Below are 25797 nucleotides of genomic sequence, written 5' to 3' on the forward strand. Positions count from 1 at the left end.
AAGAAGCGTTAAAAGAGGCTGTACTCTTCCTTGATCGTGTTAAGGATGCTTTTGTCCGCATTGTAGATGAAAGCATAGTTGAAGAGGGTACTTTTGAGAATTTCCCTGACCTCTTCTTCACTCTCGAACCAGTGAGGACGGTCGATTCCCGGTACTTTGGTCTTGGGCGGGGTGAGTACAATTCCTTTGACCCAGGTGTTGCTTCGCTTGATGTATTCCCTGGCTTCCACGATGTCTTCTATGTTGTCCGTGAAAATGGCCACCTTGTCGCTTTTGCCTGCCTGTGTGCTTTTGAGCTGTCCATCTATGAAGACTGGTATGAAATGTTTGGTGTACTTGAGGCGGTCCAGCGAGTAGGGAAGGTCTTCGGCTTCACAGAATGCAACCACGCGGAGGAGATGGTCAAGGTGGAAAGGAATGAGTTCTTTCTCCTGATAGACATAGCCGCCGACCTTGAAGGTCGTTCTGAAGAGGGTGTCAAAGACCGGATAGCCCTCTACGTCCCTTTCAAGTCTTTTGATGTCCGGCTTGATGAGTTTCATCAGCTCTTTGTCCGTACCTACGAAAAGGGCATCGTCGGAGTTTAGTATCTGCTCGAAAGCCTTGCGCCAGTCGTTGGCGATGAAAGAAATATTCCCTTTGTGTGTGAGTATCATTTTCAGAAAAGACATTTCATGCTCATTGAGCAGGAAAAATTTTGCCTCCTTCTTGATGATCACATAGCGGATAAGCTTGAAAGCGGCCAGCTGGATGTCGGAAACTTTGATCCAGGCGATCTCGTCATCCTTCCTCTCGATGCTGTCGTCATCGTAGATGATGGCATAGGCACCGTTCTCGACGGCTTTGTCTATCTCTTCCTGCTTGGAGGAGAAGAAAAGGTCACCGTGTTCCACTTTGGAAGGGTAAACGGTCGCTGCCTCTATGGCCTGGACTTTTGGTGTATTGGCAAGGGTTCCCTCTGTGAGGTTTACAATATCTTCTATTTTCATCAGCTGATCGGTGTCCCCGGTGTTTTAGGTTTTTCAGGACGGATCATGCACAGTCCGTTCTCGTCTTTGGCCGCAAGAAGCATGCCTTCACTTTTTAGGCCCATGAGCTTAGCCGGTTTAAGGTTTGCTACGACACAAACCTGTGTGCCCAGCATGTCGTCTGCAGAGTACCACTCTTTGATACCTGCCACGACCTGTCTCGGCGTCTCTTCACCGATGTCGACCTGGAGCAGGAGCAGTTTTTTACTCTTGGGTACCTCTTCAGCCGCTACAACGGTACCAACTTTCAGTGAGGTCTGGAAGAACTGGTCGATGCCTATGAGAGCAACACCTTCGTCCTTCTTCTCCTCTTTTTTGGTCTCTTTTTTCTTTTCGGTTTTTGTATCTTCAGGAATAGCCTGCTTAAGCAGCGGTTCTTCGACACGAGGGAAGAGTGGCGGGATCTTTTCGATGGTAAAGGTCTCCAGCAGTTTCTTCTCTTTGATCAGACTGTGCCAGCTTGCATTGTCGATGCTGAAGCTCAGAGCAGTTGCGATCTTCGGGCAGATCACCGGCATGACAGGGTAGAGCATGACCGATACTTTGGCAAGGATGTTTGCAATGAGGCCGTTGAGTGCCATTGCTTCCTCTTCTCTGCCTTCTTTCATGAGCGTCCATGGCTGATATTTGTCGATAGCTTTGTTGGCAACGCTCAGCGGTCTCCAGAGTTCTTCAAGATAACGGTGTATCTGCATATCAAAAAGCAGCGGTTCAAGTTTTTCCAGTGAAGCAGATACTTCATCGAGTTCGGTCTGGTAGTATTTGGACACATTGGCAGAATCTACCCTGCCTTCGAAGTATTTGCCGCTCATACCGATGAGACGGTTGAGCAGGTTGCCCAGGTCATTTCCCAGATCGGAGTTGATACGGTCGATGAGTGCTTTCTGTGAGAAGTCGCCGTCACCGCCGAAGGGGACTTCTCTCAGCATGAAGTAACGGAAGTTGTCCAGTCCGTAGGCATCTGCCACTTCTCTGGGGTTGACGACGTTGCCTTTGGACTTGCTCATCTTCTCTCCGTCACGCGTCCACCAGCCGTGTGCCGCGATGTGCTTGGGCATTTCAAGGCCAAGACTCATCAGGAATGCCGGCCAGTAGATAGCATGAAAACGCAGGATGTCTTTTCCTATAAGGTGTACACGTGCCGGCCAGAAATCCATTTTGGCCTCATCTGTACCGTAACCCAGAGCGGTCACATAGTTCATCAGTGCATCAAGCCATACATACATAACATGCTTGGGATCATTGAGCTCTTCGGGAAGCTTGACACCCCAGTCGAAAGAGGTTCTGGTGATGGAGAGGTCTTCAAGACCGCCTTCGACAAAACGGATCACTTCGTTCCGTTTGCTTTTAGGAAGGATACAGTCGGGATTGTCGTTGTACCATGCAAGCAGTTTGTCCTGGTAGGCAGAGAGTTTAAAGAAATAGCTCTCTTCTTCCACAATGGTTGTGGGTTTGCCGCATTCCGGACAGAATTCACCGTCTACCAGCTGAGACTCCGGGAAAAAGGTCTCACAGGAGATACAGTAGTGGCCTTTGTAGACATCTTTGTAGATGTCACCGTTGTCGTACATGACCTTGAAAGCTTTCTGAACGCCTTTCATATGGTCTGCATCGGTCGTTCTGATGAACTTGTCGTAGGAGATACCAAAATCGTCCCAAAGATTTTTGAAAGTCGCGGAGATCTCGTCTGCATACTCCTGTGACGTTTTGCCTCTGGCTTTGGCGGATTCCTCTATTTTCTGTCCGTGTTCGTCCGTTCCGGTAAGAAAGAAAGTATCCAGACCGCTCATGCGGGAGTATCGCGCAAGTGTGTCTGCGATGATGGTTGTGTAGGCATGACCGATGTGGGCAATGTCGTTGACATAGTAGATGGGGGTGGTGATGTATGCTTTGTGGCAAGATGATGACATGAAATATAATCCTTAAACAAATGAGTTTATTGTATTTATTATTGTTACACAGTGGTGTAAAATTATAGGAGATATATTAGCGAAATTGTGCTGTGACATGGGTATGCTACGGATTTATTAAATTATATTATAATTATAAGAATAATGCAGAGCAAGGAAAAAGTATGGATCATCAGGATAAATCTCATATAGAGAACATCGAAAAGAAAGAGATCTATAGTGAAGAGGAAAAAAAGTTCATTCTTGATAGACTCAATCGTGAAAGGCTGGAGCGGCAGCGCTTTGAACAGCCTTCTAGATCTCAGAGAAGTACCTATACGGAAGAAGAAAAAAACCGTATACTGCAGGAGCTGAACGACAAGCGTATCAGAGACGAGCATCGCAAAGAGATGAAACGTATCCGATTTCTCAATAAAAAGGTGTATATATTCGGAAACAAGAACTATTTCAAACTTAAAGATATGGAGCGGGAATATTTCCTTGAAGTAGATACCTGCGAGAAGTTCACCAACCGCCCCTCAATTGTACCGCTCTACTACAGGACCTTTGGAGAGATGAAGAAAAGAGACGTGCTGCTCAAGATAGAGCCGAATTCAGACAAAATATTCATTTCCAAAGATGCAATCAGGGTCTATTTCAAGCCTTTTGCGCTTGAAGATGCATATACACCGAGACAATAGTGTATTTTGTCTATATGCTCGAGTGTGCCGACGGAACGCTCTATACAGGTATCGCAACCGATCTTGATCGCCGTCTTGAAGAACATAACCATTCTCCCAAAGGGGCCAAGTATACCCGTACAAGAAGACCGGTGAAACTGGTTTATACTGAAGAGTACAGCGACAGAAGTAGCGCTTCCAGACGGGAGTATGAAATAAAGAAAAAAATGAGTAGAAAAGAGAAACTTCAACTTGTGAGGACAAAATCTTAAATGAGGCTCTCTTCTCTTAGGCATTTTTTGTATACTTGCAATGCATAAATTCAACTTTAAAGGCCCTGTATGAGCAAGCCATTCATCCAATTGCCCGAATTGACGCTCAAAGCACTTTTTGAATATAGTACAAACACGTATGGCGATCGTCCGGCTGTCCAGTTCGTGGATGGTAATGTCATGACCTACGAAGCGCTTAAAGCAAAGGTCTCCAAGATACAGGAGATATTGTATGCCTATGATATACGTCCGGGAGACAGGGTGGCGCTCTACAGTGAGAATATGCCCAACTGGTCGGCGATCTATTTTGCAGTGGTGAGTATGGGAGCGGTCATTGTACCTATTCTACCCGATTTTCATACTTCCGAAGCGATGCATATAGCACATCATGCGGAGTGTAAAGCAGCTTTCATCTCCCAAAAGCTCTTTGAAACGCTTCTGGATGAAAAACAGCCGCCCGATATGTGTCTGCTGGTCATAGCCGACAAACTGAACATCCTGACAAAGCTCTCTACCCCCTCAAAGATGGACACAATGCTTAAAAAGGGTGGAGAGCAGTTCACCAAAGCAATGGAAAGGCTTGGGAAAGAGAAAAAAGAGAAGGAAGAGCATATCATCAAAGAAGATGATCTCGCTGCGATCATTTATACTTCTGGAACGACAGGGAGTTCCAAAGGGGTAATGCTCACCCACAGGAATATTACTTTTGATGCCACAGCAGCACAGCATGTGGTGGACATCTTTCCTGAGGACCGTTTTCTTTCCGTGCTTCCGCTTGCACATACCTTCGAGTGTACGGTCGGGATGATTATCCCCCTACTCAATGGCGCTTCGATCTACTATATCCAAAAACCGCCGACACCGACCATACTGGTCAAAGCACTGGCAAAGGTAAGACCGACCTTTATGCTGTCCGTTCCGCTGATCATAGAAAAGATATACAAGAACAGGATACAGCCCAATTTTGAAAAGAACTTTCTCATTAAAACACTTTATGCCATACCGCCCATACGTAAACTTCTGAATAGGGTCGCAGGAAAGAAACTGATGGAGACCTTTGGTGGAGAGATGCGCTTCTTTGGTATAGGAGGAGCAGGGCTCTCTCCACTTGTAGAAAAGTTTCTCAGGGAAGCGAACTTTCCCTACTGCATCGGGTATGGATTGACCGAAACCTCGCCTTTCCTTGCAGGTACCAACCCTGAAAAGACAAAATACAAAGCAATCGGTCCGGTGGTCCCCGGTGTTGAAATAGAGCTGAGAGACGAGAATGCCGAAGGTATAGGAACACTATGGGCAAAAGGCCCTATTGTAATGAAGGGGTACTACAAAGATCCGGAGAAGACGGCTGAAGTGATGGATGAGAATGGATGGTTCAATACAGAGGATATTGGCTATATAGACAGTGACGGGTACTTCTTCATGAGTGGGCGTGCCAAGAATATCATTGTAGGGCCAAGCGGAGAAAATATCTACCCTGAACAGATAGAAGCGTTCATCAATGCCAATAGTTTTGTAGCCGATTCACTGGTTTTTGATGACAACGGCATTTTAAGTGCACGTATCAATCTGGATTATGACAAACTTGACGAAGAACTGGGTGTCAAAAAGAAATCCGAAACTGAGGTACACAAAGAGGTGGCAAACGTACTTGAAGAGATACGCAAAGAGGTCAATGAGAAAGTGTCATCTTTCTCCCGTCTCAGAAGAGTGATAGAACAGAAGGAGCCTTTTGTCAAGACACCGACGAAAAAGATCAAGCGTTATCTCTATGTATAGGGAAGAGGGTTAGAATTCAAATCCTCCGCCTTTGCCTTTGCTCATGCTGTCGTAGACCGCTTTGACATACGTCTCTCTCATTTCGCAATTAAGCAGTTTTTCACACTTTAGGCAGCTCTCTACATGATGTTCCTTCTGGCACTTCTCAAGCTCCGTTTTTTTCTGCTTGAGGGCAATCTGCCATTCATCGAGAACTGTATCGGACATCAGTTTTTAATCCCATACGCTTTTTTAAGTGCTTCGATCTCATAATTGGATCCAAAGAAGCATGGACTGGTGTCATGCGGATGTGCAGGGACGAGTTCCATAAGCCTTTTCCCTTTAGCATCGATCGCCTGGCCGCCTGCCTGCTCATAGATGAAAGCAAAAGGGATCACTTCGAAGAGCTGTCTGAGTTTGCCATGAGGTTTGTCCGATGTACCTGGGTAGGAGAAGAGTCCGCCGCCTTTGAGCAGGATCTGGTGCAGGTCAGGGACCATGCCTCCCGAATAGCGCAGCCTGTAACCTTCGGCAAAGAGATCGTCCACAAAATTCTTGTGATAGTCGCACCAGTTCTGCTGGGTGCCCCCGGGAGCGTTGAGCTTTCCTTTTTCTTTGAGCACAACTTCTTTGGACACTAGGTTGAAAAAACCGTCCTGTGCACGGTAGTGCTTTGGCCTCTCACCTTTGACGGCACGCATGATCTCGATGCGCGGTCCGTAGACCACGTAGGCAGATGCCACAAGGTTCTCACCTTTGGGTTCGCCATCGTATATCCCGAAGATGGAACCTACAGAGAGATTGACATCTGCAAGGCTCGAACCGTCAAGCGGATCGTAGCAGACAGTATACTTTCCGTCGTTGTGCAGTGGCATTACCCCTTCTTTTTCCTCGCTGATCAGGTCTTTGACCAGAGAGACCGACCTAAATGCCTCTTCGATGATGTAGTCGCTCTTGACGTCGAGCTTGAGCTGGTCCTCTCCTGAAGAGTTCTCGCTTTGGGAGTAGCCGAGATCTTCGGTCTTGATGGCGTGGTCGATCTTGAATGCGATCATTTCAATGGTTTCAAAAATTGTAAGCATGAGTGTACCTCTTTTATATGGTGGTGGCGTTGTTCTTGATCCAGTCAATGATCTGTTCAAGGTTGTTCAGGTCGAGAATGTCAATGTTACTGGGTATCGTATAGTCTGCAGGGTTTACGGTGTGGTCGATGGCGATAGCTTCGGAGCAGTCAAAGTAGTCCTTATCGATCTTATTCCTGAAAATGGCGATACGCGGCAGTGGCAGTGTTTTGAGTCCCTCAACAAGCAATATGTCGAATTCATTGATCATGGCAACGATCTCATCAAGACTTTTCTCTCTCTGTGAGAAGTAGGTAGTACGGGTAGGAGATGTAACGACCACTTCCGCACCGGTCTGATAGAACTTGTAACTGTCTTTTCCTTCCACATCGAAGACGGCCTTGCTCTTGGGATCATTTTTGATGATAGCGACCTTCTGTGTCTTGATGAGTTCTCTTGAGACTTTCTCCACCAGTGTCGTTTTCCCGCTCCCTGAAGGACCGGTGAATGCTACGGCTACTCTTTTATTCACGGATAAAACCTTTATCCCGGATTTAGAGCGATATTTTAAACCCTGATTATGCATGAGAAATTACAGAACGCTACGCAAACCATTGTACCGTGGGCACTTACGGAGAAACAATCAATGCACCTACGGGTGCACCTCAAGTTTTCCGCAAATACCCACAGTACAAGCATTTGGCAGATTTCAAGTAATTCTAATGCATAATCCGGGTTAAATCATCCGGGTTGATTAATTGAAAGAATTATACTTAAATCTTTATTGAATGTATGTTAAACTCCTTATTATTAAAAGGGGGGAGAAGTATGCATAGAGAAACTGTAATGGCATTCTGTCTCTTCTCCCTTCTTCTTGGCGGATGCAGCTCCAAAGAGGAGAAGGCGCTCCTGCAGGTCTACAACAAAGAGAAAGTGTATTACAAAAAGCTGCTACATACGGAAAAAGCTCAACTTTACGATGCTAATGAGACCAAGGTCCTGCTGACGGCTACCTACCTTTATTCGCAGACCGATGTGCCCAAAGAGAAGGACAAAAGAGATGAAGTTTTTATTATCGGACTTTATATGGAAGATGAAGAGGTAGCACGTTTTACTGCCGGAGACTTCAATCTGACACTGAATGGTGAAACGCCCAAAAGCGTAAAAATACTCAAGAAAGCAGATAAACGTTTAAAAAATATCCCGTTCATTACAGACTGGGGTGATTACTTTGAAGTGGTCTTCCCTTACACTTTGAGCATGAAGTTCGACCTGGTATTCAACAGTGAGACCTATGGGGTGAAAAAACTTCACTTCGCCAAGAAGGCAAAGTATGTCTTTACCAAAGAAGCTTTTTAGAACGGATCATCTAAATTTATCTGTTTTAGAGGGATCGGTCAATGATTTTATGTATGGCAGCAATCTGGTGGATTTCCCCAGCTTGTTCATATAGATGACGTAGTTCGTCAGTACACGTTTTCCATATTCCCGTGCTTGCACATTGGTCATTTTCTCCATACTCAGGTAAGGCTCAAAAGGACCGTTCCTGAAATAATTCCGATTTTTGATCAGCTTCTTGGTAAACCCGATACCGCCGTTGTAGGCGTAGGCGACAAAGAGAGGATGGTAAAGGTATTTGTTAAGATAGTTCAGATGATAGTCGGCAAAACGGATGGCGACGATGGGATCGAACATGTCGTCATAGTCCATGCGTATTCCCTTCTGCTTGGCGATGTGGTCAATGAGGAAAGGCATGAACTGCATCATTCCCAGCGCAAAGGATCTTGATACCGATGCGGGAACGAAACGGCTCTCCTGTCTGGCAATGGAATAAATAAGCGCCTGGCGCTCTACAGGGTAGCCTTGCATAGCAGACCGGTAAGGCATGGGAAAATAGGATTTTCTGTAGTTGCATGCCTTGGCCTTGATATAAGTATTCATTCCGATGGTTGCCTGAGATTCGCAGTCTTCGGCAAGGGCTTCAAGATCGGCATTGGGTTTCTTTACCTTGATCTTAAGCTTTGCCCAGTGGATAGGGTTGGTCACATCGATATTGCTTACACTTTTTTTACTGACGCGGGGCGTAATGATACTTTTGGGGTATTGGCTGTGTGTGATGTCTGCTGCAAGCAGGGTGTACATATTGATGTGGGTACTGTTCCGTTTGATCTTATAAAGGTATTTCTTCTCCTTGGTCAGCAGATAGAGCCAGAAAAGTGACTTGTCCTTCTCCCAGCGTTTCAGGTAAACATCGTGTGCTTTATGAAAATAGGTGATCGCTTTTTGAAGTTTTTTCCGCTGGACCTGTTTGATACCTGCATCGAAGAGCCTGTTCCCCTCTGCCTGGTGTTTCCAGTCCTCTACCTGCTGTTCTGTGACATAGGGTTTATGCGTGATGTTCGGTGGATTGGCACCGGTTTTCTTCTTGTAGGCGATACGCAGTTTTTTGTTGATATTGTCTACATCTTTGATGATGGCACGCGCCTGTGAAGCAGTTGTGCTTCTCTGTTGGAGGAAACGCCAGATATAGTAGTCCTTTTCCACACTTCTTGGCATATTGTGTACCTGGGAATAGGAAAATGTCTTTGCTTCGATAGAAGTGGTTCCCAGTGCCAACAGGATAACAAGTATCGAAAGCAGTGTCTTGAACATTTATTCTATCCCAGCAATGCGCGCATCATGAAGGTATCGATGAATTGCAGTCCGAGGATAATGACAAGAGGAGAGAGGTCAATCCCGCCAATGATCAAAAACGGCATTTTCCTGCGAAGAACATCATAGACCGGTTCTGTCAGTCTGTAAAGGATCTGAACGATCGGATTTCTAGGGTCGGGCCGTACGAAACTCAGTAGTGCGGCGATAATGACGATCCAGATATAGAGATTGATCACCGTATGGATCAGTTGTACGATAGAATAGATAAGTGCATTCATGATGCTACCTCCAGTAGATAAGATTTGATGTATGGGTAAATGTCGCTCAGCTCAGGGCCCTGTTCGGCACCGGTCAGCAGTACTCTGAGCGGTTTGGAGAAGTGCTCGCCACTCAGGCCGCTCTCTTTCATGAGGTGGGATTCGAACGCCTCAAAAGTAGCGAACATCGGCGCCTCTGCGATGATCTTTTCGAGTATACGCATCTGCTCTCCCCACTTTCCGTCAAAGTCCTTTGGCGAGAAGATTGCTTTGATCCTGGCATCAAGTTCATTGATGGTGGCAGCCTCTTTCATGTAGAGTTTGGCCAGTTTCCCGATATCTGCATCGGCGAACCCGAAGAGTGAGGAGAGTCTTTTATCGTCTATCCTTTCAAGGTGTTTACGGTTTAGAAGACGCAATTCTTCAATATCGAATTTTACTGGCGATCCGGAGAGTTTGCTGATGTCGAACCACTTGATCGCCTCAGGCAGGGTAAAGATATCAGTAGGTGTGGTGTTGCCCGGCAAAATGAGGTAGTTGGCGATGGCATCGGGGATGTAACCTTCTTCAAAGAGCCATTTGACTGTAAAAGCATTGTCACTTTCGCTCATCTTTTGGCCCTCTTCGTTGAGAATGATGGGCAGGTGAGCGTAAGTCGTCTCTTCCTTGTAGCCAAGCTGCTTTTTGATATATTCCTGCTTTGGTGTCTCGTGGAGGTGCTCCTCGCTGCGGATGATGAAGTCGATACCCGAGAGCATATCGTCACAGGCCGAAGCGAAATTCTCGGTCGGTGTAGCGTCTGCTCTCAGAATGACAAAGGAGTCCACTTCATCTGCAGGAGTGATGCTCTCGCCTTTGTAGAGGTCATAGATGACAATATCATCTTCGGGCTTTTTTAGACGGATGACAAAAGGGAGCTTCTGCGATTTGAGCCTTTTAAGTTCCTCTTTGTCGACATCAAAACACTTTCCATTGTAACGGGATGGTGTCTTGTCTGATTCAAGCGCTTCGGGTGTACAGGTACAGACAAAGGCCTTTCCCTCTTCGAGCAATCTGATGGCAAGGGTCTGGTGGATGTTGAGATGTTCGCTCTGATGAAAGACCGAATCGTGTGTGATAGCGAACTTTTCCAATATCTGCAGGATCTCGGTATCTTTTCCTGTAATATTGCGCTCTTTGTCTGTATCTTCAATACGCACGATGAAGTTGGTTTCTTTCTGTTTGGCCACGATGTAGTTGAATATCGCTATACGCAGCTGTTCTGTACGCATGTCACCCGTAGGTGACGGGGCAAATCTAAGCATTCATCTTACTCCAAAAGTCGTGACTTTATAGCACCTTTATTATGGCTGTTATTATAGTGAGTTTATTATTAGAAATGCCCTCCACTTCCAAAATATCCGTAGCTTACAAGATGCATAAGCTCTAATTCGATAAAATACAGCTTTTAAATAAAGGTTGGCAAGAATGAATGAGAGCAAAGATTTTTTACGTACCATAGTGGAAGAGGACCTGGCATCAGGCAAGTTTCAAGAGGTTCATACAAGATTTCCTCCCGAGCCCAATGGTTTCCCTCATATCGGACACGCTAAATCTATCGTTATAAACTTTGGTATTGCGCGTGACTATCATGGACGCTGCAACCTCAGAATGGATGATACCAATCCGATCACAGAAGATACCAGGTATGTTGAAGCTCTCAAGGATGCCGTACATTGGCTCGGCTTCGAGTGGGATGACGGGATACGCCATACCTCCGACTATTTCCCCAGGTTGTATGACTATGCCGTTCAACTCATTAAAATGGGCAAGGCATATGTCGACAGCCTGAACGAAGAGGAGATACGTGAGTATCGGGGGACCGTAACAGAGCCTGGAAGACGCAGTAAATATGCCCAACGCAGTGTTGAAGAGAACCTTGACCTTTTTGAAAGAATGAAAAATGGTGAGTTCAAAGAGGGAGAGCATGTTCTTCGTGCAAAGATCGATATGGGTGCGGCCAATATGCAGCTGCGCGATCCACTCCTCTATCGTATCAGGCATGTACATCATCACAGGACAGGAGATACATGGTCTATCTATCCCATGTATGACTTTGCTCACTGTCTGTCTGACTATATTGAAGGTATCACGCACTCTTTTTGTACCCTGGAGTTTGAGAACAACCGTGCTATTTATGACTGGGTTCTGGATACGCTGGAGCTTGAACCGCCGCGTCCCTATCAGTATGAATTTGCAAGACTTGCTATCACTTACACGGTGATGAGCAAAAGAAAACTTTTAGAACTGGTCAATGAAGGAAAGGTCAACGGTTGGGATGATCCCCGTATGCCAACCATCGCCGGATACAGAAGAAGAGGGTATACAAAGGAATCCATCCTGAATTTCTGCGACCAGATAGGTATCGCAAAAGCGAATTCGACGGTGGATGTCGCACAGCTTGAATTTGCCATCAGGGACGACCTCAATACAAAAGTGCCGCGTGTGATGTGTGTGCTTGACCCCCTGAAGGTCACCATTGAAAACTATGAAGGTTCCGAAGAGATCGATGCCTCCTACTATCCGCATGATGTACCCAAAGAGGCTTCAAGAAAACTGCCTTTTTCAAAAGAGATATATATTGAGCGTGATGACTTTGACGAGAACCCGCCAAAAGGGTATTTCAGACTCACCCCGGAACAGCCGGTAAGACTGAAACATGCCTATATCATCACCTGTAAAGAGGTGGTGAAAGATGCCGATGGCAATGTTGTAGAGATCAAAGCGGAGTACCATCCCGACTCCAAAAGCGGGCAGGACACCAGTGGCATCAAGGTCAAAAGTGCGATCCACTGGGTTGATGCGAAGGGTGCAAAGAAAGCGGAAGTCAGACTCTACGACAGGCTCTTTAAAGAAGAAGCCCCCAAAGGGATGGAAGATCTCAACCCTGACTCTTTGAAGGTGATAGAGCATGCGCTTGTCGAACCGGCAGTCATCACTGAAAGACCCGATGAAAGGTTCCAGTTCGAAAGACAGGGCTATTTTTATGCCGACCCTGTCGACTACAGTGATGAGCACCCAGTGTTCAACAAGATCGTCGCGCTTAAGGACTCCTGGAGCAAAAAGAGAAAAGCCCCTGAAAAAGCACCCAAGCCTCAACCCAAAAAAGTGCAGATAGACGGTGAAGTAGCTCCAATGAACGAAGCCGAGCAGGCACGCTTTGACAAGTACACAGATGAATTGAAACTGGGCACCGAAGTGGCCAATACACTGGCCCGTGACGAGAAACTCTCCCATTTCTATGAAGAAGCACTTTCTGTGCTTCAGAGTCCTGTATCACTTGCAAATATCGTGGCCAATGAGGTTGCCAGGGAGCTGAAGGAAAAAGAGATCGATGCGCTGAAATTTACACCAAAGCAGATTGCAGGGCTTGTGAAAATGGTTGAAGAAGGGACAATCTCAAGCAAAATCGCAAAACAGGTTTTTGAGGAGATGACAGTTTCCGGAAAGGATCCTGAAAAGATTGTCGAAGAAAAAGGCCTTGTGCAGATCAGTGATCCTGCTCAAATTCTGCCTATCATTGAAGAGGTCATGGCAAAAAATCCGGACAATGTCGCCAAATTCAAAGCCGGGAACACCAAGCTGTTAGGCTTTTTTGTGGGGCAGGTACTCAAAAGCACAGGGGGAAAAGCAAACCCTAAAGTGGTGAATGAGCTTGTAGCCAAAAAGCTGAAGTAAGGGCACATCTAATAACCCCAGATGCTCATAACATCTCTAGCTTTTGTCTAGGCTAGGCACTCTTTTGAAGGCCTAGCCGTAGCTAAGTCAAAAAAGAGTAACGACGCATAGGTGAAAGCTAGTGGTACCCGTAGGGTGGGCTTTGCAAACGCGATCTTTCACAAGATGCTTACTTCGTCTTAGCTTTGGCTAGGACTTGAAAGCCTCTTGCAAAATCTCACATTTGCAAAACCCATTATGGGTATCTGGGGTTATTAGAGGTGCCCATCAGAAAGATTATATTTAGGAAGGATTTTCTTGTGTTCCGTATCGAAAAGATACGGAGACATGTTTGCCGGATCAGTTATTGATCCGCATGTGCATGATGCACTTCAATGAGATCCTCAATGTTGGTATCTAGGACATATACATTCTCGTAACCCATCATTTCCAAATATCCCATCACACGGTTGGCGAACCATCCTTTTACACAGGCGATGACGATCGGGTTGGTATGCTCTGACGGCAGTTCATCAAGATAACTCGCAAATTCAGGGTAAGGTGTATAGTACGTATTGGCAATGTTTGCTTCCTGCGCATTCTCACCGTTTACTTTTGCCGGTGGGCGTACATCGAGCAGTATCGCTCCTGCATCCATCAAGAGTTCTCTGGTCTGATGAAGATTCACCATTCCAAGATTCTCTTTTCCTTTATTAAGTTCAATAATTACATCTATCTTTTCTTTTGTTTTGTCTGACATTTCACTCTCCTGTATTTTTTATACTTATATTATATATAACTACAGTTAATGAAAATGTAACAAAAGTCGCATTTAGGAAGTTTTTGATGTTTATTATATTTTATGAAACGTTGATAGAGCGTAATAATAAAGAGGATATAATATCTTCACTTCAATTCAAAAGGACAAACATGGGAAAGATTTTAAAGGTCTTTATAGGTGCATTTTTAGTACTGGGAGCAAATATTTTTGCAGCAGAAAACCAGAATATTCAAATATTCAGTACAGACAACTCAAATGGCTCGATCAACGCCAAGAGCATAGAAAAAGCTTTTAACGACAGTGGTGTTATTGTCGATGTCAATAACGACATGAATTCTATTTTTTCAAAAAGATATGGCAAGGTGTATCATAAAAACTACAACCTGGCGATCTTTACCAATCCAGCACGGGTTACAAAGCTGATGAAAAAATATCCAACAATCGGTTTGATAACACCTTTATCGATGTCAATTTATGAAGATGATAAGACTATCAATATCGCTACCTTGTCACTGGCAGGCATGTCCAGAATCACGAAGATCCCTATGACAGATCCTGATTTGACAGCCTATGCCAAGTCGGTGGATGCAGCACTTCACAAAGCATTGCCAAAGGGCAAGTATTTACCGGTAAACCACACTCTCAAATCTTCAAAGCCGCTGGTTACCGTGTTTACAACAGAATTTGAAGTTGAAGACGGTGATACCATCACAGATGCCAAAGAGAGCTTTGAAGAGGAGTTTGAAAGTGAATTGGGACCGGTCGGATTCCTGATACCAAAGTCGTATAAACTGAAACATGACAATTATGACTTCTTCGATACCTATTCGATCATCAGATTCAATGCGATCTATCCCGTATATAAAAATCATCCGGATGCCGGAGCATATGCGCCTTTTTCACTTGTTATTTACAAGAAAAAAGGTGATGATACCGTACATATAGCATACCCCTCTATCGATAACTGGATTACTGATCTTGATATTACCGATAAAGAGACTGTGAAGGCTGTTAAAGAAACCCAGGAAAAGATTAAAAATATTCTTGAAGAACTTACGGAATAATTTTACCTGATGGTTCAGGGGTTGTATAAAAATGCACCCTTGCAATATTTCAAAAACAAGGATACTGTTTTTTTGGAAGAGAACTACCCTCTGTTGTTTCCCTGACCGCCGTTGCGTCCGCTTCTTCCGTTGCGTCCGTGTTTGTTGCGGTCTCCGCCGCCGGACCTTCTTTTGTTGTTACCACGGTATCCGCTGCGTCCACGGTTACGGCCGCCACCACCGCCGCCTCTGTTCTGCATGGCTCTTTCAATGAGCAGTTCGATTTCTTCAAGGCCAAGCCCGATGTTGTCTTTTCCTTTGACGGAGATCTCCGACTGTACCATAGAGGCCAGCAGGTGTGCAATGGTTACGATATCGAGGTCATGCTGCAATGTTTTGACCAGTTCGATCGCCTTGTCGGTGATCTGAGTCTGGGCGATTTTGGCAATGAGCTCATCGTTACGGTTGTTCTGCACTTCTATACGGGTAGGGATGACTTGCGTGGTCATTTTTGTCCCTACATCTTTCTCGATACGTTTGATGGTTCGAAGTTCGTTTGGGCTTACCAAAGTAATGGCCTCACCTGTTTTTCCGGCACGTCCTGTACGGCCGATACGGTGAACGTAAGACTCGGAATCGAACGGGATATGGTAGTTGAAAACGTGTGTGACATCGTTGACATCCAGACCGCGTGCCGCAACGTCAGTTGCCACGAAAATGTCTATGCCACCCTGTTTGAAAGCCCTGATAGTTACTTCTCTCTGTTTTTGTTCCATGTCACCGTGAAGGCCGCTTACCTTGAAACCCTGGGCTGTCAGGTGCGCGACGAGTCTGTCAACCTCTTTTTTCATACGGCAGAAGATGATACATTTTTCCGGGTTCTTGTAGTCGATGAGTCTGACAAGTGCATCGTCCCTTTCTCTCTCCTGAACCACATAGTAGTACTGTGTGATCTTTGAGTTGGTACTCTCACTTTTTGTGATGGAAACCGTTTTGGGATTGTTAAGGATCTGCTCTGCAAGTTTTCTGATGCCATTGGGCATGGTCGCTGAGAACATCAGTGTCTGACGCTCTTTTGGGAGGAAGGTGAAGATGTTCTTGATCTCGTCGAGGAAACCCATGTCGAGCATTTCATCTGCTTCATCGAGAACGACGAAATGTGGGTTGAGCTTGATCTTGCCACTCATCAGAAGGTCCTGCAGTCTACCCGGGGTCGCAACCACAATGGATGCCTGCTTGATACGCTCGATCTGCTTACCGTAAGCTGTACCGCCGTAAACGGTAGCCGTTTTGAGTCCCGAGAGTTTTCCGAAACGGAAAAGTTCGTCGCTCACCTGCATGGCAAGTTCACGTGTTGGGACGATGACGAGGCCTTCAACAGAACCGTCCGCTTTCATCATGCTCATGATAGGCAGGCCGAATGCAGCGGTCTTTCCTGTACCTGTCTGTGCCTGTGCGATCATGTCATGCCCTTCGAGAACGAGAGGAATGGCGTCTTTCTGTACGGGGCTTGGTTCTTTGAATCCGGCTTCCGCTACGGCAGCCTGAATGGTGTCTTTGAGGTTAAAATCTGTAAATTTCATGTGTATGTCTTTGTGTTAAAATGGTCGGTGTTGTAGTTGTCTTGCGATGCATAGGAAGTTTGTTTCATATGGTACATAAGGCCTAAAACCCTGTTTCATGCAACCGATACCAAACTTTGTGTCACACGCTTTTGTTCGTGGAAAATAGAGGAGATATGTCGTATCTCGAATAAGGAGTTTGATACTCTCTTGCAGAAAAGTTCGCAATTATAGCAGGTTTATCAGTAAAAAGATAGGGAGAGAACGATTTTTCCCAAAATTGAAAAAAATATGATAAAAATTAGGTATTATTTAATAAGAGATTCCTTTAGGAGTATGTAATGAATAAAGTGGCTATCGTTGAGACCATCATGACAAGTTTTGCAAAGCGTACCTGTATCAGAGAAGGTGGCTGTGTGCCGAAGCGTTATCTATGGACCGATGCTTTTGCTGTCTGCAGTTTTTTGGAGCTTTACCGTCAGACAGGATTGGAACGCTACAGGGAAGATGCACTGCTGCTTGTCGATCAGGTGCATCATGTACTTGGCAGACATCGCAGTGACGACAGCCGAAGCGGCTGGATCAGCGGCCTTGATGACAGGGAAGCTGAGATGCATCCAACCATTGGTGGCCTGCGGATCGGTAAAGCTCTGAATGAGAGAAAAGAGAATGATCCTCAGGATGAACGTCTGGAGTGGGAGCAGGATGGACAGTACTTCCATTATCTGACCAAATGGATGCATGCATTGAATATTGTGACCGAAGTGACAGAGGATCCGAAGTATAATCGTTGGGCTCTTGAACTTGCGAAAACAGCTTATGAAAAATTTACGTATCTGACGCCTTACGGAGCAAGACGTATGTTCTGGAAAATGAGCATTGACCTGAGCTATCCTCTGGTATCTTCCATGGGACAGCATGATGCACTCGATGGGTACATCACTTATCTTGCATTGCAAAAGACAGCGGAACGCTATGGAAATTTTTCCGGTGAACTTGATATCTCTCCTCAAATAGAAGGACTGTACCAGATGGCCAGTTCGATGGGGATGGATACGACAGATCCTCTCGGTCTGGGCGGATTGCTGAGTGATGCCTGCATTTTGGCGCAGCTGGATATTGTTGAAAACAGTGAATCAACATCCAATATGCTGTTTTCCATACTGGACCATGCCTGGCAGGGGATCGGATATTTCCTTGCTGAAGAAACAGTGAAGTACCCGGCACAATACCGTCTGGCATTTCGTGAACTTGGGTTGAGCATAGGACTACATGCGGTAAAGATCATCAAGCATCTGCTTGATGAACATAAACTGGCTGTTGCCAATGAGAAATTGTTGAGATCATTACTTGGAACACTTGGAGAGTACAGTGCTCTGCAGGAGTACATCGAAGCATTCTGGCTGGACGATGAAAATCAAAAAAGCAATACCTGGATAGAACATCTCGATATCAATGCGGTAATGCTGGCTACAAGCCTGATGCCGGACGGCTACCTGCGTATAGAATGGGGAGAGGGGTCATGACCGTCAGCAATGCAGAGATCGCTTCCATCTTTACTCAGATGGCCGATCTACTGGAGATCAGAGGAGAGGATCCGTTCAGAACGAGGGCGTACAGGAATGCCGCACGTACCATTGAGAACCTGGGAAAAGACCTTTCAAAAATGGTCGAAGCCGGTGAGGATATCTCAAAGATCCCCACGATCGGAGAGCGCATAGCCAACAAGATCAGAGAGATCGTTCAGACCGGCAGACTTGCGAAGCTTGAATATCTCAAACATTCATTCCCTCCACATCTTCTTGATATTCTCAAGATAGAAGGTATCGGACCCAAAAGAGCTAAAATCCTTTACCAGGAATTACACATTGGCTCTCTGGATGCCTTGAGAAAAGCAGCCGAAGCACACAAGATCAGTCAGCTCAGAGGTTTCAGTGAGAAGATGGAGCAGAAGATACTCAAGGGTACGATGCTGGCCAAGAAAGAGGGAAAACGTTTTCTCTACTCTGTGGCGGAACCTCATGCAGAGGCACTTGAGACATACCTGAAAAAATTCTCCGGAGCAGAACAGGTCACTGTTGCGGGGAGTTTTAGAAGGAGAAAAGAGACCGTTGGCGACCTGGACATTCTGGCAACTTCGAAAGATCCGGCAAAACTCATAGACTATTTCGTTGACTACCCCGGGATCAAAGAGATCGTTTCACACGGTGATACACGCTCCACGGTCATTCTCAACAGCGACCTTCAGGTCGATCTCCGCTGTGTGCAAGCCGAGAGCTACGGAGCGGCACTGCACTACTTCACCGGTTCGAAATCGCACAATATCGCTGTACGGATCATGGCAAGGGATATGGGGATGAAGGTCAACGAATACGGCCTTTTCAAAGACGGAAAAAGGATCGCTGGTGCCACAGAGGCAGAGATGTATGAGGGTGTGGGTCTTCGCTATATCGAGCCTGAGCTCAGAGAGAGCAGGGGGGAGCATACCGCTGCACGGGAGAACAGGCTTCCAAAGCTCGTAAAACAGACGCGGATAAGGGGCGACCTGCATATGCATACCCATTACAGTGACGGGCATAACAGCATTGAAGAAATGGCGCTGGCAGCAAAAGAACACGGATACGAATATATCGCCATTACCGACCATTCCAAGCATATGAGTATCGTACGCGGTATGGATGAGAAACGGGCGCGGGAACAGATGGCGGAGATTGACCGGATCAATGCAGAATTGAAGGGTATCAGCATACTTAAGAGTGTTGAATTGGACATTCTTGAAGATGGAAGTCTGGCACTGCCGGACAGCGTACTCAAAGAGATGGACCTTGTGGTCGCTGCGGTACACGACCACTTCGGGCTGACACAGAAGATGCAGACCAGACGGATTTTAAAGGCCCTGGAAAATCCCTATGTAAAAATACTAGTACACCCTACGGGTAGGCTTATCGGTGAAAGGGAACCCTACAAGGTGAATATGAAACAATTGTTCAAAGGGGTAACGGACAATGGCTGTTTCCTTGAGATAAACGCACAGCCCAAACGGCTTGACCTGAACGATATCTACGCCAAGCGTGCCAAAGAGGCAGGTGTGCGTTTTGCCATTTCGACAGATTCACACAACGCGGCATCTTTGGACTACATGAAGTACGGGGTGTATCAGGCAAGAAGGGGGTGGCTGGAAGAGAAGGATGTCATCAACACCCTTTCCCTTTTAAAACTGAAAAAGCTTTTGGGTTAAAGCATTCCCATTGCCAGTTTGGCCTCGTCGCTCATTTTGCTCTGGTCCCAGGGTGGATCGAAGACGATGTCGACATCCACATTCTCAAGATACTCGACACGCTTGCTGATGCTTTTGACCAGATCGACAATGACGTCGGACATGGAGCAGGTAGCAGAGGTCAGGGTCATAGTGATCTTGCACCATTTCATCAGGGAGACCTCGTTGGTCCAGCATTCTACATTGTAGATGAGGCCAAGGTCGTAGATATTGACAGGTAGTTCCGGGTCATAGATTTTTCTGAGTTCCTCGATGACGATCTCTTTCATCTCCTCGTCACTCGGTGTCTTGTCAAGAAAGGCACGTTTGTTCTCATCCATCCGTTCTCTGATCTCTGTTTCGGAAGGTCTTTTGACTTCAGATTTTGGTGTTTCTTCTTTCTTTCCAAACTTCTCTTCGTAGGCTTTCATCTCTTCAGCCGTGGTAGGGATGTCGTCTATTTTTATATCTTCAGGATTCATTTGAAATCTCCTTTTCTTTGCATCTTTTCGCATAGGCATACACCTTGTTCAAAAAGGCTTCCAGACTCTGCTGTCTCACAGGTGAGAGTAGTTCTATGACACCCATCCCATGCAGTTTTGCCGGATCGAAATTCAGGATCTCGTCAGGCGTACGGTTATTAAAAATGTCTAGCAGGAGCGTCAGCATCCCTTTGGCCATTTCTGAAGTACCTTCTCCACGCAGAACGAGTTTACCGTCTTTGCATTCACCGACAAGCCATGCGGCGGAGGCACATCCTTCTACAAAGGTCTCGTCGTTCTTCTCCTCTTGGGGAAGCGTGGTATGTTTCTTCCCCAGGTCGAAGATATATTCGAGTTTGTCGTTGGCCGTTGGGAAAAGATCGAAATCTTCTTTGTAACGGAAAATGGTCTCTTCCATGCTCATGATGCCTCCTTTTCGTGAAGGGTATAAAAAGCATTGTCAAATGCCTCTTTGATGCGCTCCTGCTGCCGGCTGTCCTTGACCTTCTCGATAAGTGTATTGGCAAAGGCGATGACCAGCATCTTTCGGGCTTCAGTAGCGGAAATACCACGTGACTGGAGGTAGAAGAGCTGTTTTTTGTCCAGCTGCCCCGTTGTGGAACCGTGTGAGGCTTCCAGCTCGTCTATGTATATTTCCAACTGGGGCTTTGCCGCCATGTAAGCTCTTTCATCCAGGAGGATCGCTTTGGAGTTCTGGTGTGCTTTGGTATATTTGGCCGAATGCTCCACCTTGATCAACGCATCGAAGATCCCCCTGGCAGAGCCGTCCAGAATATTCTTGGCTTCCTGTGAGGAAGTGGAGTGCATCCCTTTATGCACGATCTGCGACACGGTACCTCTTCTGGCATCGCTGTTCAGGTAGAGCAGGTGTCCCGCCTGTCCATGGGCATGCTCATCCAGTTCCATTTTGAGAAGCTGCAGACCAAGGCCGCCGCCAAAATCGAATGATTTGAAAATGGCATTGGCATTTCTGCCGACCTGAATGCTGTGGGATGCGACGATGGCATAGTCCTTGGGGTTCAGCGTCTGTGTTTTGAGCATTCTGAGCGTACTGTCTGGCGCAATGCGTATATCGTGGCCGTAAAGCACCAGCGATCCGGAGATATCTTCCTCTTCGAAAGTCTCATACACCGTAGCATGTCTGTTGCTCTGGTTCTCCAGCACGATACGGTAGTTGATCAGTGTATTGCTTTTCGTGAAACGGTGCACGATCTCCACATGGGCATCGCCGTCGATCTCTATCTTGATGACATGCGGTACGAGCAGATGACCGAGGTAGTAGAGCGGATCGAAGTGTGCCATATCGATCTCTTTGCAGGCTTCATAGAAGATGCGCATCCCCTTGGGGGCGGAAAGGACTGTTCCGTTCACAATGACTATGTCTTCGCTTTCTTTGATCTCTCTGGGTACATAGGTAAGGGTATCGTACTCTTTGGCAAAGAGTGATTCAATGTCAAAATAGCGGTAGGCTTCACCTTTTTTAGTGGGTATGCCAAGCGTATGAAGCCTTTCAAGGATAGCTGTATGCTCATCAGCCTGTAGTAGCTGACCCAACTCCCCCGCTGTTTTGTTTCTCAGTGTGTCGAGTATCATGACTCTATATCCTCGATGATGGATTCATACCCTTCCTCTTCCAGCTGAGCAACCAGCTCAGGACCTGCCGTTTTGATGATGCGCCCGTCCTTAAGAACATGGATATAGTCAGGTTCGATGTAGTCCAGAATACGGCTGTAGTGGGTAATGACGAGAAAGGAACGCTTGCCGTCCTTCATCTTGTTGATACCCTCAGAGACCGCCCTGAGCGCATCGATGTCCAGCCCGGAGTCGATCTCGTCGAGGATGATCACTTCAGGTTCCAGGATGAGCATCTGCAGGATCTCGTTGCGTTTCTTCTCTCCGCCGGAGAAGCCTTCGTTGAGCGAACGGCTGATCATGTCCGATTTCATACCGAGCATTTCGAGATGGCTCTTCATCAGCCTGAGGAATTCGGCTGCATTGAGCTCCTCTTTTCCTTCATGTTTGCGTTTGGCATTGAGTGCAGTTCTGAGGAAATAGGCATTGTTCACACCGGGGATCTCCACAGGATGCTGAAAACTAAGGAAGATACCCTCGAGTGCTCTCTCCTCAGGCTCCATTTCTATGATGCTTTTGCCTTTGTAGCGGATGTCGCCTTCCGTCACTTCCACGTCATAGTGTCCCACAATGGTTTTGGAGAGTGTCGATTTACCCGCACCGTTGGGCCCCATGATGGCATGGACCTTTCCGGGTTCCAATGCAAGGTTCAAGCCCTTGAGTATCTCTTTCTCTCCGATCTTTGCATGTATGTTCTCTATCTCTAATGTTGTCATCCTACGCTTCCTTCCAATGTTAATTCCAATAATGCTTTTGCTTCTACCGCGTACTCCATAGGGAGTTGTGAAAATACCTCTTTGCAGAACCCGTGAACGATCATCGAGACGGCATCCTCTTCATTGATCCCTCTCTGTCTGAGGTAGAAGAGCTGTTCATCGCTGATCTTCGAAGTGGTGGCTTCATGTTCTATCTGCCCCTGCGTATCTTTTGATTCGAGGTAGGGGAAAGTGTGTGCCCCGCACCTGTCGCCGATGAGCAGGGAGTCACATTCCGAGTAGTTTCTTGAACCTTCGGCATCCGAACCTATTTTCACCAGGCCCCGGTAAGTGTTCTGCCCCTTCATCGCCGAGATACCTTTGGAGATGATGGTCGAAGAGGTGTTCTTCCCGAGGTGGATCATCTTGGTACCCGTATCAGCCTGCTGGGCGAGGGTGGTCACGGCGACCGAGTAGAATTCGCCTACTGAGTTGTCACCTTTGAGGATGCAGCTTGGGTATTTCCATGTAATGGCAGAACCTGTTTCCACCTGCGTCCAGGAGATCTTTGAGTTGTCCCCCTTGCAGAGTCCGCGCTTGGTCACGAAGTTGTAGATACCGCCTTTGCCGTTCTCGTCTCCGGGGTACCAGTTCTGGATGGTGGAGTACTTGATCTCGGCATCTTTCATGGTCACAAGTTCTACCACGGCGGCATGAAGCTGGTTCTCATCGCGTGTCGGTGCAGAGCATCCTTCATTGTAACTGACATAAGCGTCTTCATCGGCTACGATAAGTGTCCGTTCGAACTGCCCCGTATTGAGCGCGTTGATACGGAAATAGGTGCTAAGCTCCATCGGACAGCGTACTCCTTTGGGAATATATACAAAAGTTCCGTCAGTGAAGACAGCCGAGTTGAGTGCCGCAAAATAATTGTCCGCCATGGGAACGACAGAAAACATATATTTCTTAATAAGCTCCGGATAGTCACGTATTGCATCGGAGATGGAGCAGAAGATCACGCCGTGCTTCTGAAGCTCTTCGGAGTAGGTGGTCTTGACTGAGACCGAGTCCACGACCGCATCGACAGCTACTTTGACGCCGGCAAGCTGCTTCTGTTCCTCCAGGGGGATCCCCAGTTTCTCATAGGCGGCAAGAATCTTGGGGTCGACTTCGTCGAGACTTTCGATCCCCTGCTTTGGAGCAGCGTAGTAGGAGATGGACTGATAGTCGATAGGCTCATATTCAAGATGTGCCCAATGGGGCTCTTCCATCGTCAGCCATTTTCTGAGGGCTTTGAGTCTGAGCTCAAGCATCCATTCCGGCTCTTCTTTCTTTTTTGAAATGAAGCGTATCGTATCTTCATTAAGTCCTGGAGGTACGACATCGGTCTCGATATCGATCTCGAAACCAAGGTTGTATTCACCCGAGACAGCTTTGTCGAGTTCTTCGTTTGCCATCGGCATACTCCTTTAGGAGGAAATTTGTCTTATTTATATTTATAGCACAGATAGATTAATAAGAGGTTAGCTACGGTCTGTAAACCCTCACATTCTCTCTGTTCTCCGAGTCACGCAGATACTGGGCGTGTAGCTGGCTCATGATCCCTTTGTCACAGTAGAGAAGGTACTCCCTGTCCTGCGGAAGCTTCTTGAACTCGGTCTTGAGTTTGTGAAAGGGGATCTGTATGCTTTTACATTCTGCCTCGATGCATGGAGCGTCGGTACGGATGTCGATGATGGTGTAGTCACCGCTGCCAAGGTCATTGATTACCTCTACCGGCGCACTCTGGCTGACATCATCCACGATATCACGGATATCGAGGCTGACGGCATCCTGAACAGCTTTGTCGAGCACTTCATAGTTGAAGCGTTTTGCCTCTTTCCCCATGCGTTTGTAGGAGCCGTGAATGATGGGGTTCTTGGAGATGACACCGCAGTATTCGGGCATATTCTCGGCGAAGTAGCGTGTGCCGATCCTGGTGGCGATGTCGATGATCTCGGGTTTATTGAATGTGGCAAGCGGGCGGAGTACCAGTTTGTTGGTCACCTGGTCGATGAGTGCGAGGTTTCTCAGGGTCTGGCTGGAGACCTGTGCGACGCTCTCTCCCGTAACAAGAGCATCGATACCCATCTCGTTGGCGATCTTTTCTGCCGCCATCAGCATGAGGCGTTTAAGGGTCACACCCATGTAGGTCTCCGCTGTGGAACGGAAGATCTCTTCGATGACAGTGTCGAACGGTACGGTGACGAACTGCACAGGGTGTGAAGCTCCGTAACGGCTCCAGAGGTAAAGAGAGACCTGCTTTACGCCTATCTCATGTGCCGCGCCGCCGAGGTTAAAGAAGATGAAGTGGGTCTTGATACCCCGTTTCATGGTCAGGTAGCTTGCCACGGTGGAGTCGAACCCACCGGACATCAACGAGAGTACGTCTCCCTGTGTGCCTATGGGAAAACCGCCAAGTCCCATGTGTTTGTCTGTAATGATGTTGAGCTGGTTGTTGATGAGCTCTATACGCACCGTCTCTTCAGGGTTATGCAGGTCCACACCTGCCGCGTTACTGTGTGCCAGGGTATAGCCGCCGATGACACGCTCCATTTCCGAAGAGTTGAAAGGGTGGCTTCCTGTGCGTTTGGCACGCACGACGAAGCTTTTGCCCTCGATGGTTGGTGCGACGGTCTCGCAGACCTTCTCTTTGATTTTATCGAGGCTGTCCATCTGGTCGAACTGCAGTGCTTCGAGTACCTGCTCGATGCCCGGTGTATGCAGGAGTGTGTTGCGTACCTCTTCCAAAGCGTCGAGAGGAGTGACCACCTCGATTTTATCGGAGAATTTTCTGATGGCTATCTGCTCATCTATTCTGCTGAGCAGGGTTTGGAGATTGCTGTAAAGCTGCTGGACCATCTGCTTTTTGGCCGAAGAGCCTTTGACCATGATCTCCGGGAAGAGTTTGAGGATGAATTTCTGTGTTTTGACGTTAGTTTCTGTCACGACATTCTGCCTTGAAATAAAATGAATCGTATTATATCACAAGA

Annotated in this window: 24 protein-coding genes; 8 read left to right on the top strand and 16 right to left on the bottom strand. The window is 46.9% G+C overall.

All coding sequences use genetic code 11. From position 1 onward, the window contains the following. Positions 1–8 precede the first annotated feature (8 nt). Together YH65_RS05150 and metG are read right to left on the bottom strand one after the other, a co-directional pair. On the bottom strand, positions 9–989 hold the full coding sequence (locus YH65_RS05150) for a hypothetical protein (RefSeq protein WP_046550929.1): 981 nt from the start codon (positions 987–989) through the stop codon (positions 9–11). Beyond that, positions 989–2938: a methionine--tRNA ligase gene (metG, locus tag YH65_RS05155; RefSeq protein WP_046550930.1), complete on the bottom strand. Its 1950-nt coding sequence runs from the start codon at positions 2936–2938 to the stop codon at positions 989–991. Before metG ends, YH65_RS05150 begins: the two co-directional genes overlap by 1 nt. Positions 2939–3102: 164 nt before the next feature. On the opposite strand from metG, the gene YH65_RS05160 reads away from it, so the two are divergent. The 3 genes from YH65_RS05160 (at position 3103) to YH65_RS05170 (ending at position 5645) form a co-directional block, all read left to right on the top strand. Next, a complete protein-coding gene (locus YH65_RS05160; RefSeq protein ID WP_046550931.1) occupies positions 3103–3618 on the top strand; it encodes a hypothetical protein in 516 nt (171 codons plus the stop codon). Between the two features lie 14 nt (positions 3619–3632). Then, positions 3633–3869, top strand: a complete 237-nt coding sequence (locus YH65_RS05165) for a GIY-YIG nuclease family protein (RefSeq protein WP_223156732.1) — start codon at positions 3633–3635, stop codon at positions 3867–3869. Between the two features lie 69 nt (positions 3870–3938). Beyond that, the gene (locus YH65_RS05170; protein ID WP_046550933.1) at positions 3939–5645 is read left to right on the top strand and encodes an AMP-binding protein; all 1707 of its coding nucleotides are present in this window, start codon (positions 3939–3941) and stop codon (positions 5643–5645) included. A 9-nt stretch (positions 5646–5654) separates the two neighbouring features. Here YH65_RS05170 and YH65_RS05175 read toward each other — a convergent pair whose 3' ends face one another. Genes YH65_RS05175 through mobB form a run of 3 tightly spaced genes read right to left on the bottom strand, consistent with a single transcriptional unit; the run spans position 5655 to position 7217 of the window. Further along, complete coding sequence (locus YH65_RS05175) at positions 5655–5852, bottom strand: hypothetical protein (protein ID WP_046550934.1); 198 nt, start codon at positions 5850–5852, stop codon at positions 5655–5657. After that, the gene (locus tag YH65_RS05180) at positions 5852–6706 is read right to left on the bottom strand and encodes a class 1 fructose-bisphosphatase (protein WP_046550935.1); all 855 of its coding nucleotides are present in this window, start codon (positions 6704–6706) and stop codon (positions 5852–5854) included. Before YH65_RS05180 ends, YH65_RS05175 begins: the two co-directional genes overlap by 1 nt. A 13-nt stretch (positions 6707–6719) precedes the next feature. Continuing rightward, a complete protein-coding gene (mobB, locus tag YH65_RS05185) occupies positions 6720–7217 on the bottom strand; it encodes a molybdopterin-guanine dinucleotide biosynthesis protein B (protein WP_179944244.1) in 498 nt (165 codons plus the stop codon). Positions 7218–7513: 296 nt separating this feature from the next. On the opposite strand from mobB, the gene YH65_RS05190 reads away from it, so the two are divergent. Then, on the top strand, positions 7514–8044 hold the full coding sequence (locus YH65_RS05190; protein ID WP_046550937.1) for a hypothetical protein: 531 nt from the start codon (positions 7514–7516) through the stop codon (positions 8042–8044). A gap of 6 nt (positions 8045–8050) precedes the next feature. Here YH65_RS05190 and YH65_RS05195 read toward each other — a convergent pair whose 3' ends face one another. The 3 genes from YH65_RS05195 to gltX are packed head-to-tail and all read right to left on the bottom strand — an operon-like array spanning position 8051 to position 10901. Beyond that, positions 8051–9337: a lytic transglycosylase domain-containing protein gene (locus YH65_RS05195; RefSeq protein ID WP_046550938.1), complete on the bottom strand. Its 1287-nt coding sequence runs from the start codon at positions 9335–9337 to the stop codon at positions 8051–8053. Between the two features lie 5 nt (positions 9338–9342). Next, on the bottom strand, positions 9343–9618 hold the full coding sequence (locus YH65_RS05200; protein ID WP_011980825.1) for a YggT family protein: 276 nt from the start codon (positions 9616–9618) through the stop codon (positions 9343–9345). Continuing rightward, the gene (gene gltX, locus YH65_RS05205) at positions 9615–10901 is read right to left on the bottom strand and encodes a glutamate--tRNA ligase (RefSeq protein ID WP_046550939.1); all 1287 of its coding nucleotides are present in this window, start codon (positions 10899–10901) and stop codon (positions 9615–9617) included. Before gltX ends, YH65_RS05200 begins: the two co-directional genes overlap by 4 nt. Positions 10902–11064: 163 nt before the next feature. Here gltX and YH65_RS05210 point away from each other — a divergent pair, with 163 nt between their 5' ends. Continuing rightward, on the top strand, positions 11065–13314 hold the full coding sequence (locus YH65_RS05210; RefSeq protein WP_046550940.1) for a glutamine--tRNA ligase/YqeY domain fusion protein: 2250 nt from the start codon (positions 11065–11067) through the stop codon (positions 13312–13314). 343 nt (positions 13315–13657) lie between these two features. On the opposite strand, the gene YH65_RS05215 is transcribed toward YH65_RS05210, so the two are convergent. After that, positions 13658–14053, bottom strand: a complete 396-nt coding sequence (locus tag YH65_RS05215) for a rhodanese-like domain-containing protein (RefSeq protein WP_046550941.1) — start codon at positions 14051–14053, stop codon at positions 13658–13660. 170 nt (positions 14054–14223) lie between these two features. On the opposite strand from YH65_RS05215, the gene YH65_RS05220 reads away from it, so the two are divergent. Beyond that, a complete protein-coding gene (locus YH65_RS05220; RefSeq protein WP_046552042.1) occupies positions 14224–15138 on the top strand; it encodes a DUF302 domain-containing protein in 915 nt (304 codons plus the stop codon). An 83-nt stretch (positions 15139–15221) separates the two neighbouring features. Here YH65_RS05220 and YH65_RS05225 read toward each other — a convergent pair whose 3' ends face one another. Then, positions 15222–16700 (bottom strand): DEAD/DEAH box helicase, encoded by a 1479-nt coding sequence (locus tag YH65_RS05225; RefSeq protein WP_046550942.1) that lies wholly within the window; start codon positions 16698–16700, stop codon positions 15222–15224. Positions 16701–17020: 320 nt separating this feature from the next. On the opposite strand from YH65_RS05225, the gene YH65_RS05230 reads away from it, so the two are divergent. Together YH65_RS05230 and polX are read left to right on the top strand one after the other, a co-directional pair. Then, positions 17021–18205 (top strand): hypothetical protein, encoded by a 1185-nt coding sequence (locus tag YH65_RS05230; RefSeq protein ID WP_046550943.1) that lies wholly within the window; start codon positions 17021–17023, stop codon positions 18203–18205. After that, positions 18202–19917: a DNA polymerase/3'-5' exonuclease PolX gene (polX, locus tag YH65_RS05235; RefSeq protein WP_046550944.1), complete on the top strand. Its 1716-nt coding sequence runs from the start codon at positions 18202–18204 to the stop codon at positions 19915–19917. Before YH65_RS05230 ends, polX begins: the two co-directional genes overlap by 4 nt. Here polX and YH65_RS05240 read toward each other — a convergent pair. From YH65_RS05240 to thiI, 6 genes are all read right to left on the bottom strand, one after another. Then, on the bottom strand, positions 19914–20417 hold the full coding sequence (locus YH65_RS05240) for a metal-sulfur cluster assembly factor (protein WP_052746098.1): 504 nt from the start codon (positions 20415–20417) through the stop codon (positions 19914–19916). The two genes, polX and YH65_RS05240, sit on opposite strands and share 4 nt — an antisense overlap. Further along, positions 20407–20841, bottom strand: a complete 435-nt coding sequence (locus YH65_RS05245; RefSeq protein WP_046550945.1) for a SufE family protein — start codon at positions 20839–20841, stop codon at positions 20407–20409. The genes YH65_RS05240 and YH65_RS05245 overlap by 11 nt, the downstream gene beginning before the upstream one ends. Further along, positions 20838–22031, bottom strand: coding sequence for a SufD family Fe-S cluster assembly protein (locus YH65_RS05250; RefSeq protein ID WP_046550946.1), 1194 nt, complete (start codon positions 22029–22031; stop codon positions 20838–20840). Before YH65_RS05250 ends, YH65_RS05245 begins: the two co-directional genes overlap by 4 nt. Continuing rightward, positions 22028–22786, bottom strand: a complete 759-nt coding sequence (gene sufC, locus YH65_RS05255) for a Fe-S cluster assembly ATPase SufC (protein WP_046550947.1) — start codon at positions 22784–22786, stop codon at positions 22028–22030. The genes YH65_RS05250 and sufC overlap by 4 nt, the downstream gene beginning before the upstream one ends. After that, positions 22783–24222 (bottom strand): Fe-S cluster assembly protein SufB, encoded by a 1440-nt coding sequence (sufB, locus tag YH65_RS05260; RefSeq protein WP_179944245.1) that lies wholly within the window; start codon positions 24220–24222, stop codon positions 22783–22785. The genes sufC and sufB overlap by 4 nt, the downstream gene beginning before the upstream one ends. 70 nt (positions 24223–24292) lie before the next feature. Next, positions 24293–25753, bottom strand: a complete 1461-nt coding sequence (gene thiI / locus YH65_RS05265; protein ID WP_084722031.1) for a tRNA uracil 4-sulfurtransferase ThiI — start codon at positions 25751–25753, stop codon at positions 24293–24295. Positions 25754–25797: the final 44 nt, after the last annotated feature.

Source organism: Sulfurovum lithotrophicum, assembly GCF_000987835.1.
Taxonomy (GTDB): Bacteria; Campylobacterota; Campylobacteria; order Campylobacterales; family Sulfurovaceae; genus Sulfurovum; species Sulfurovum lithotrophicum.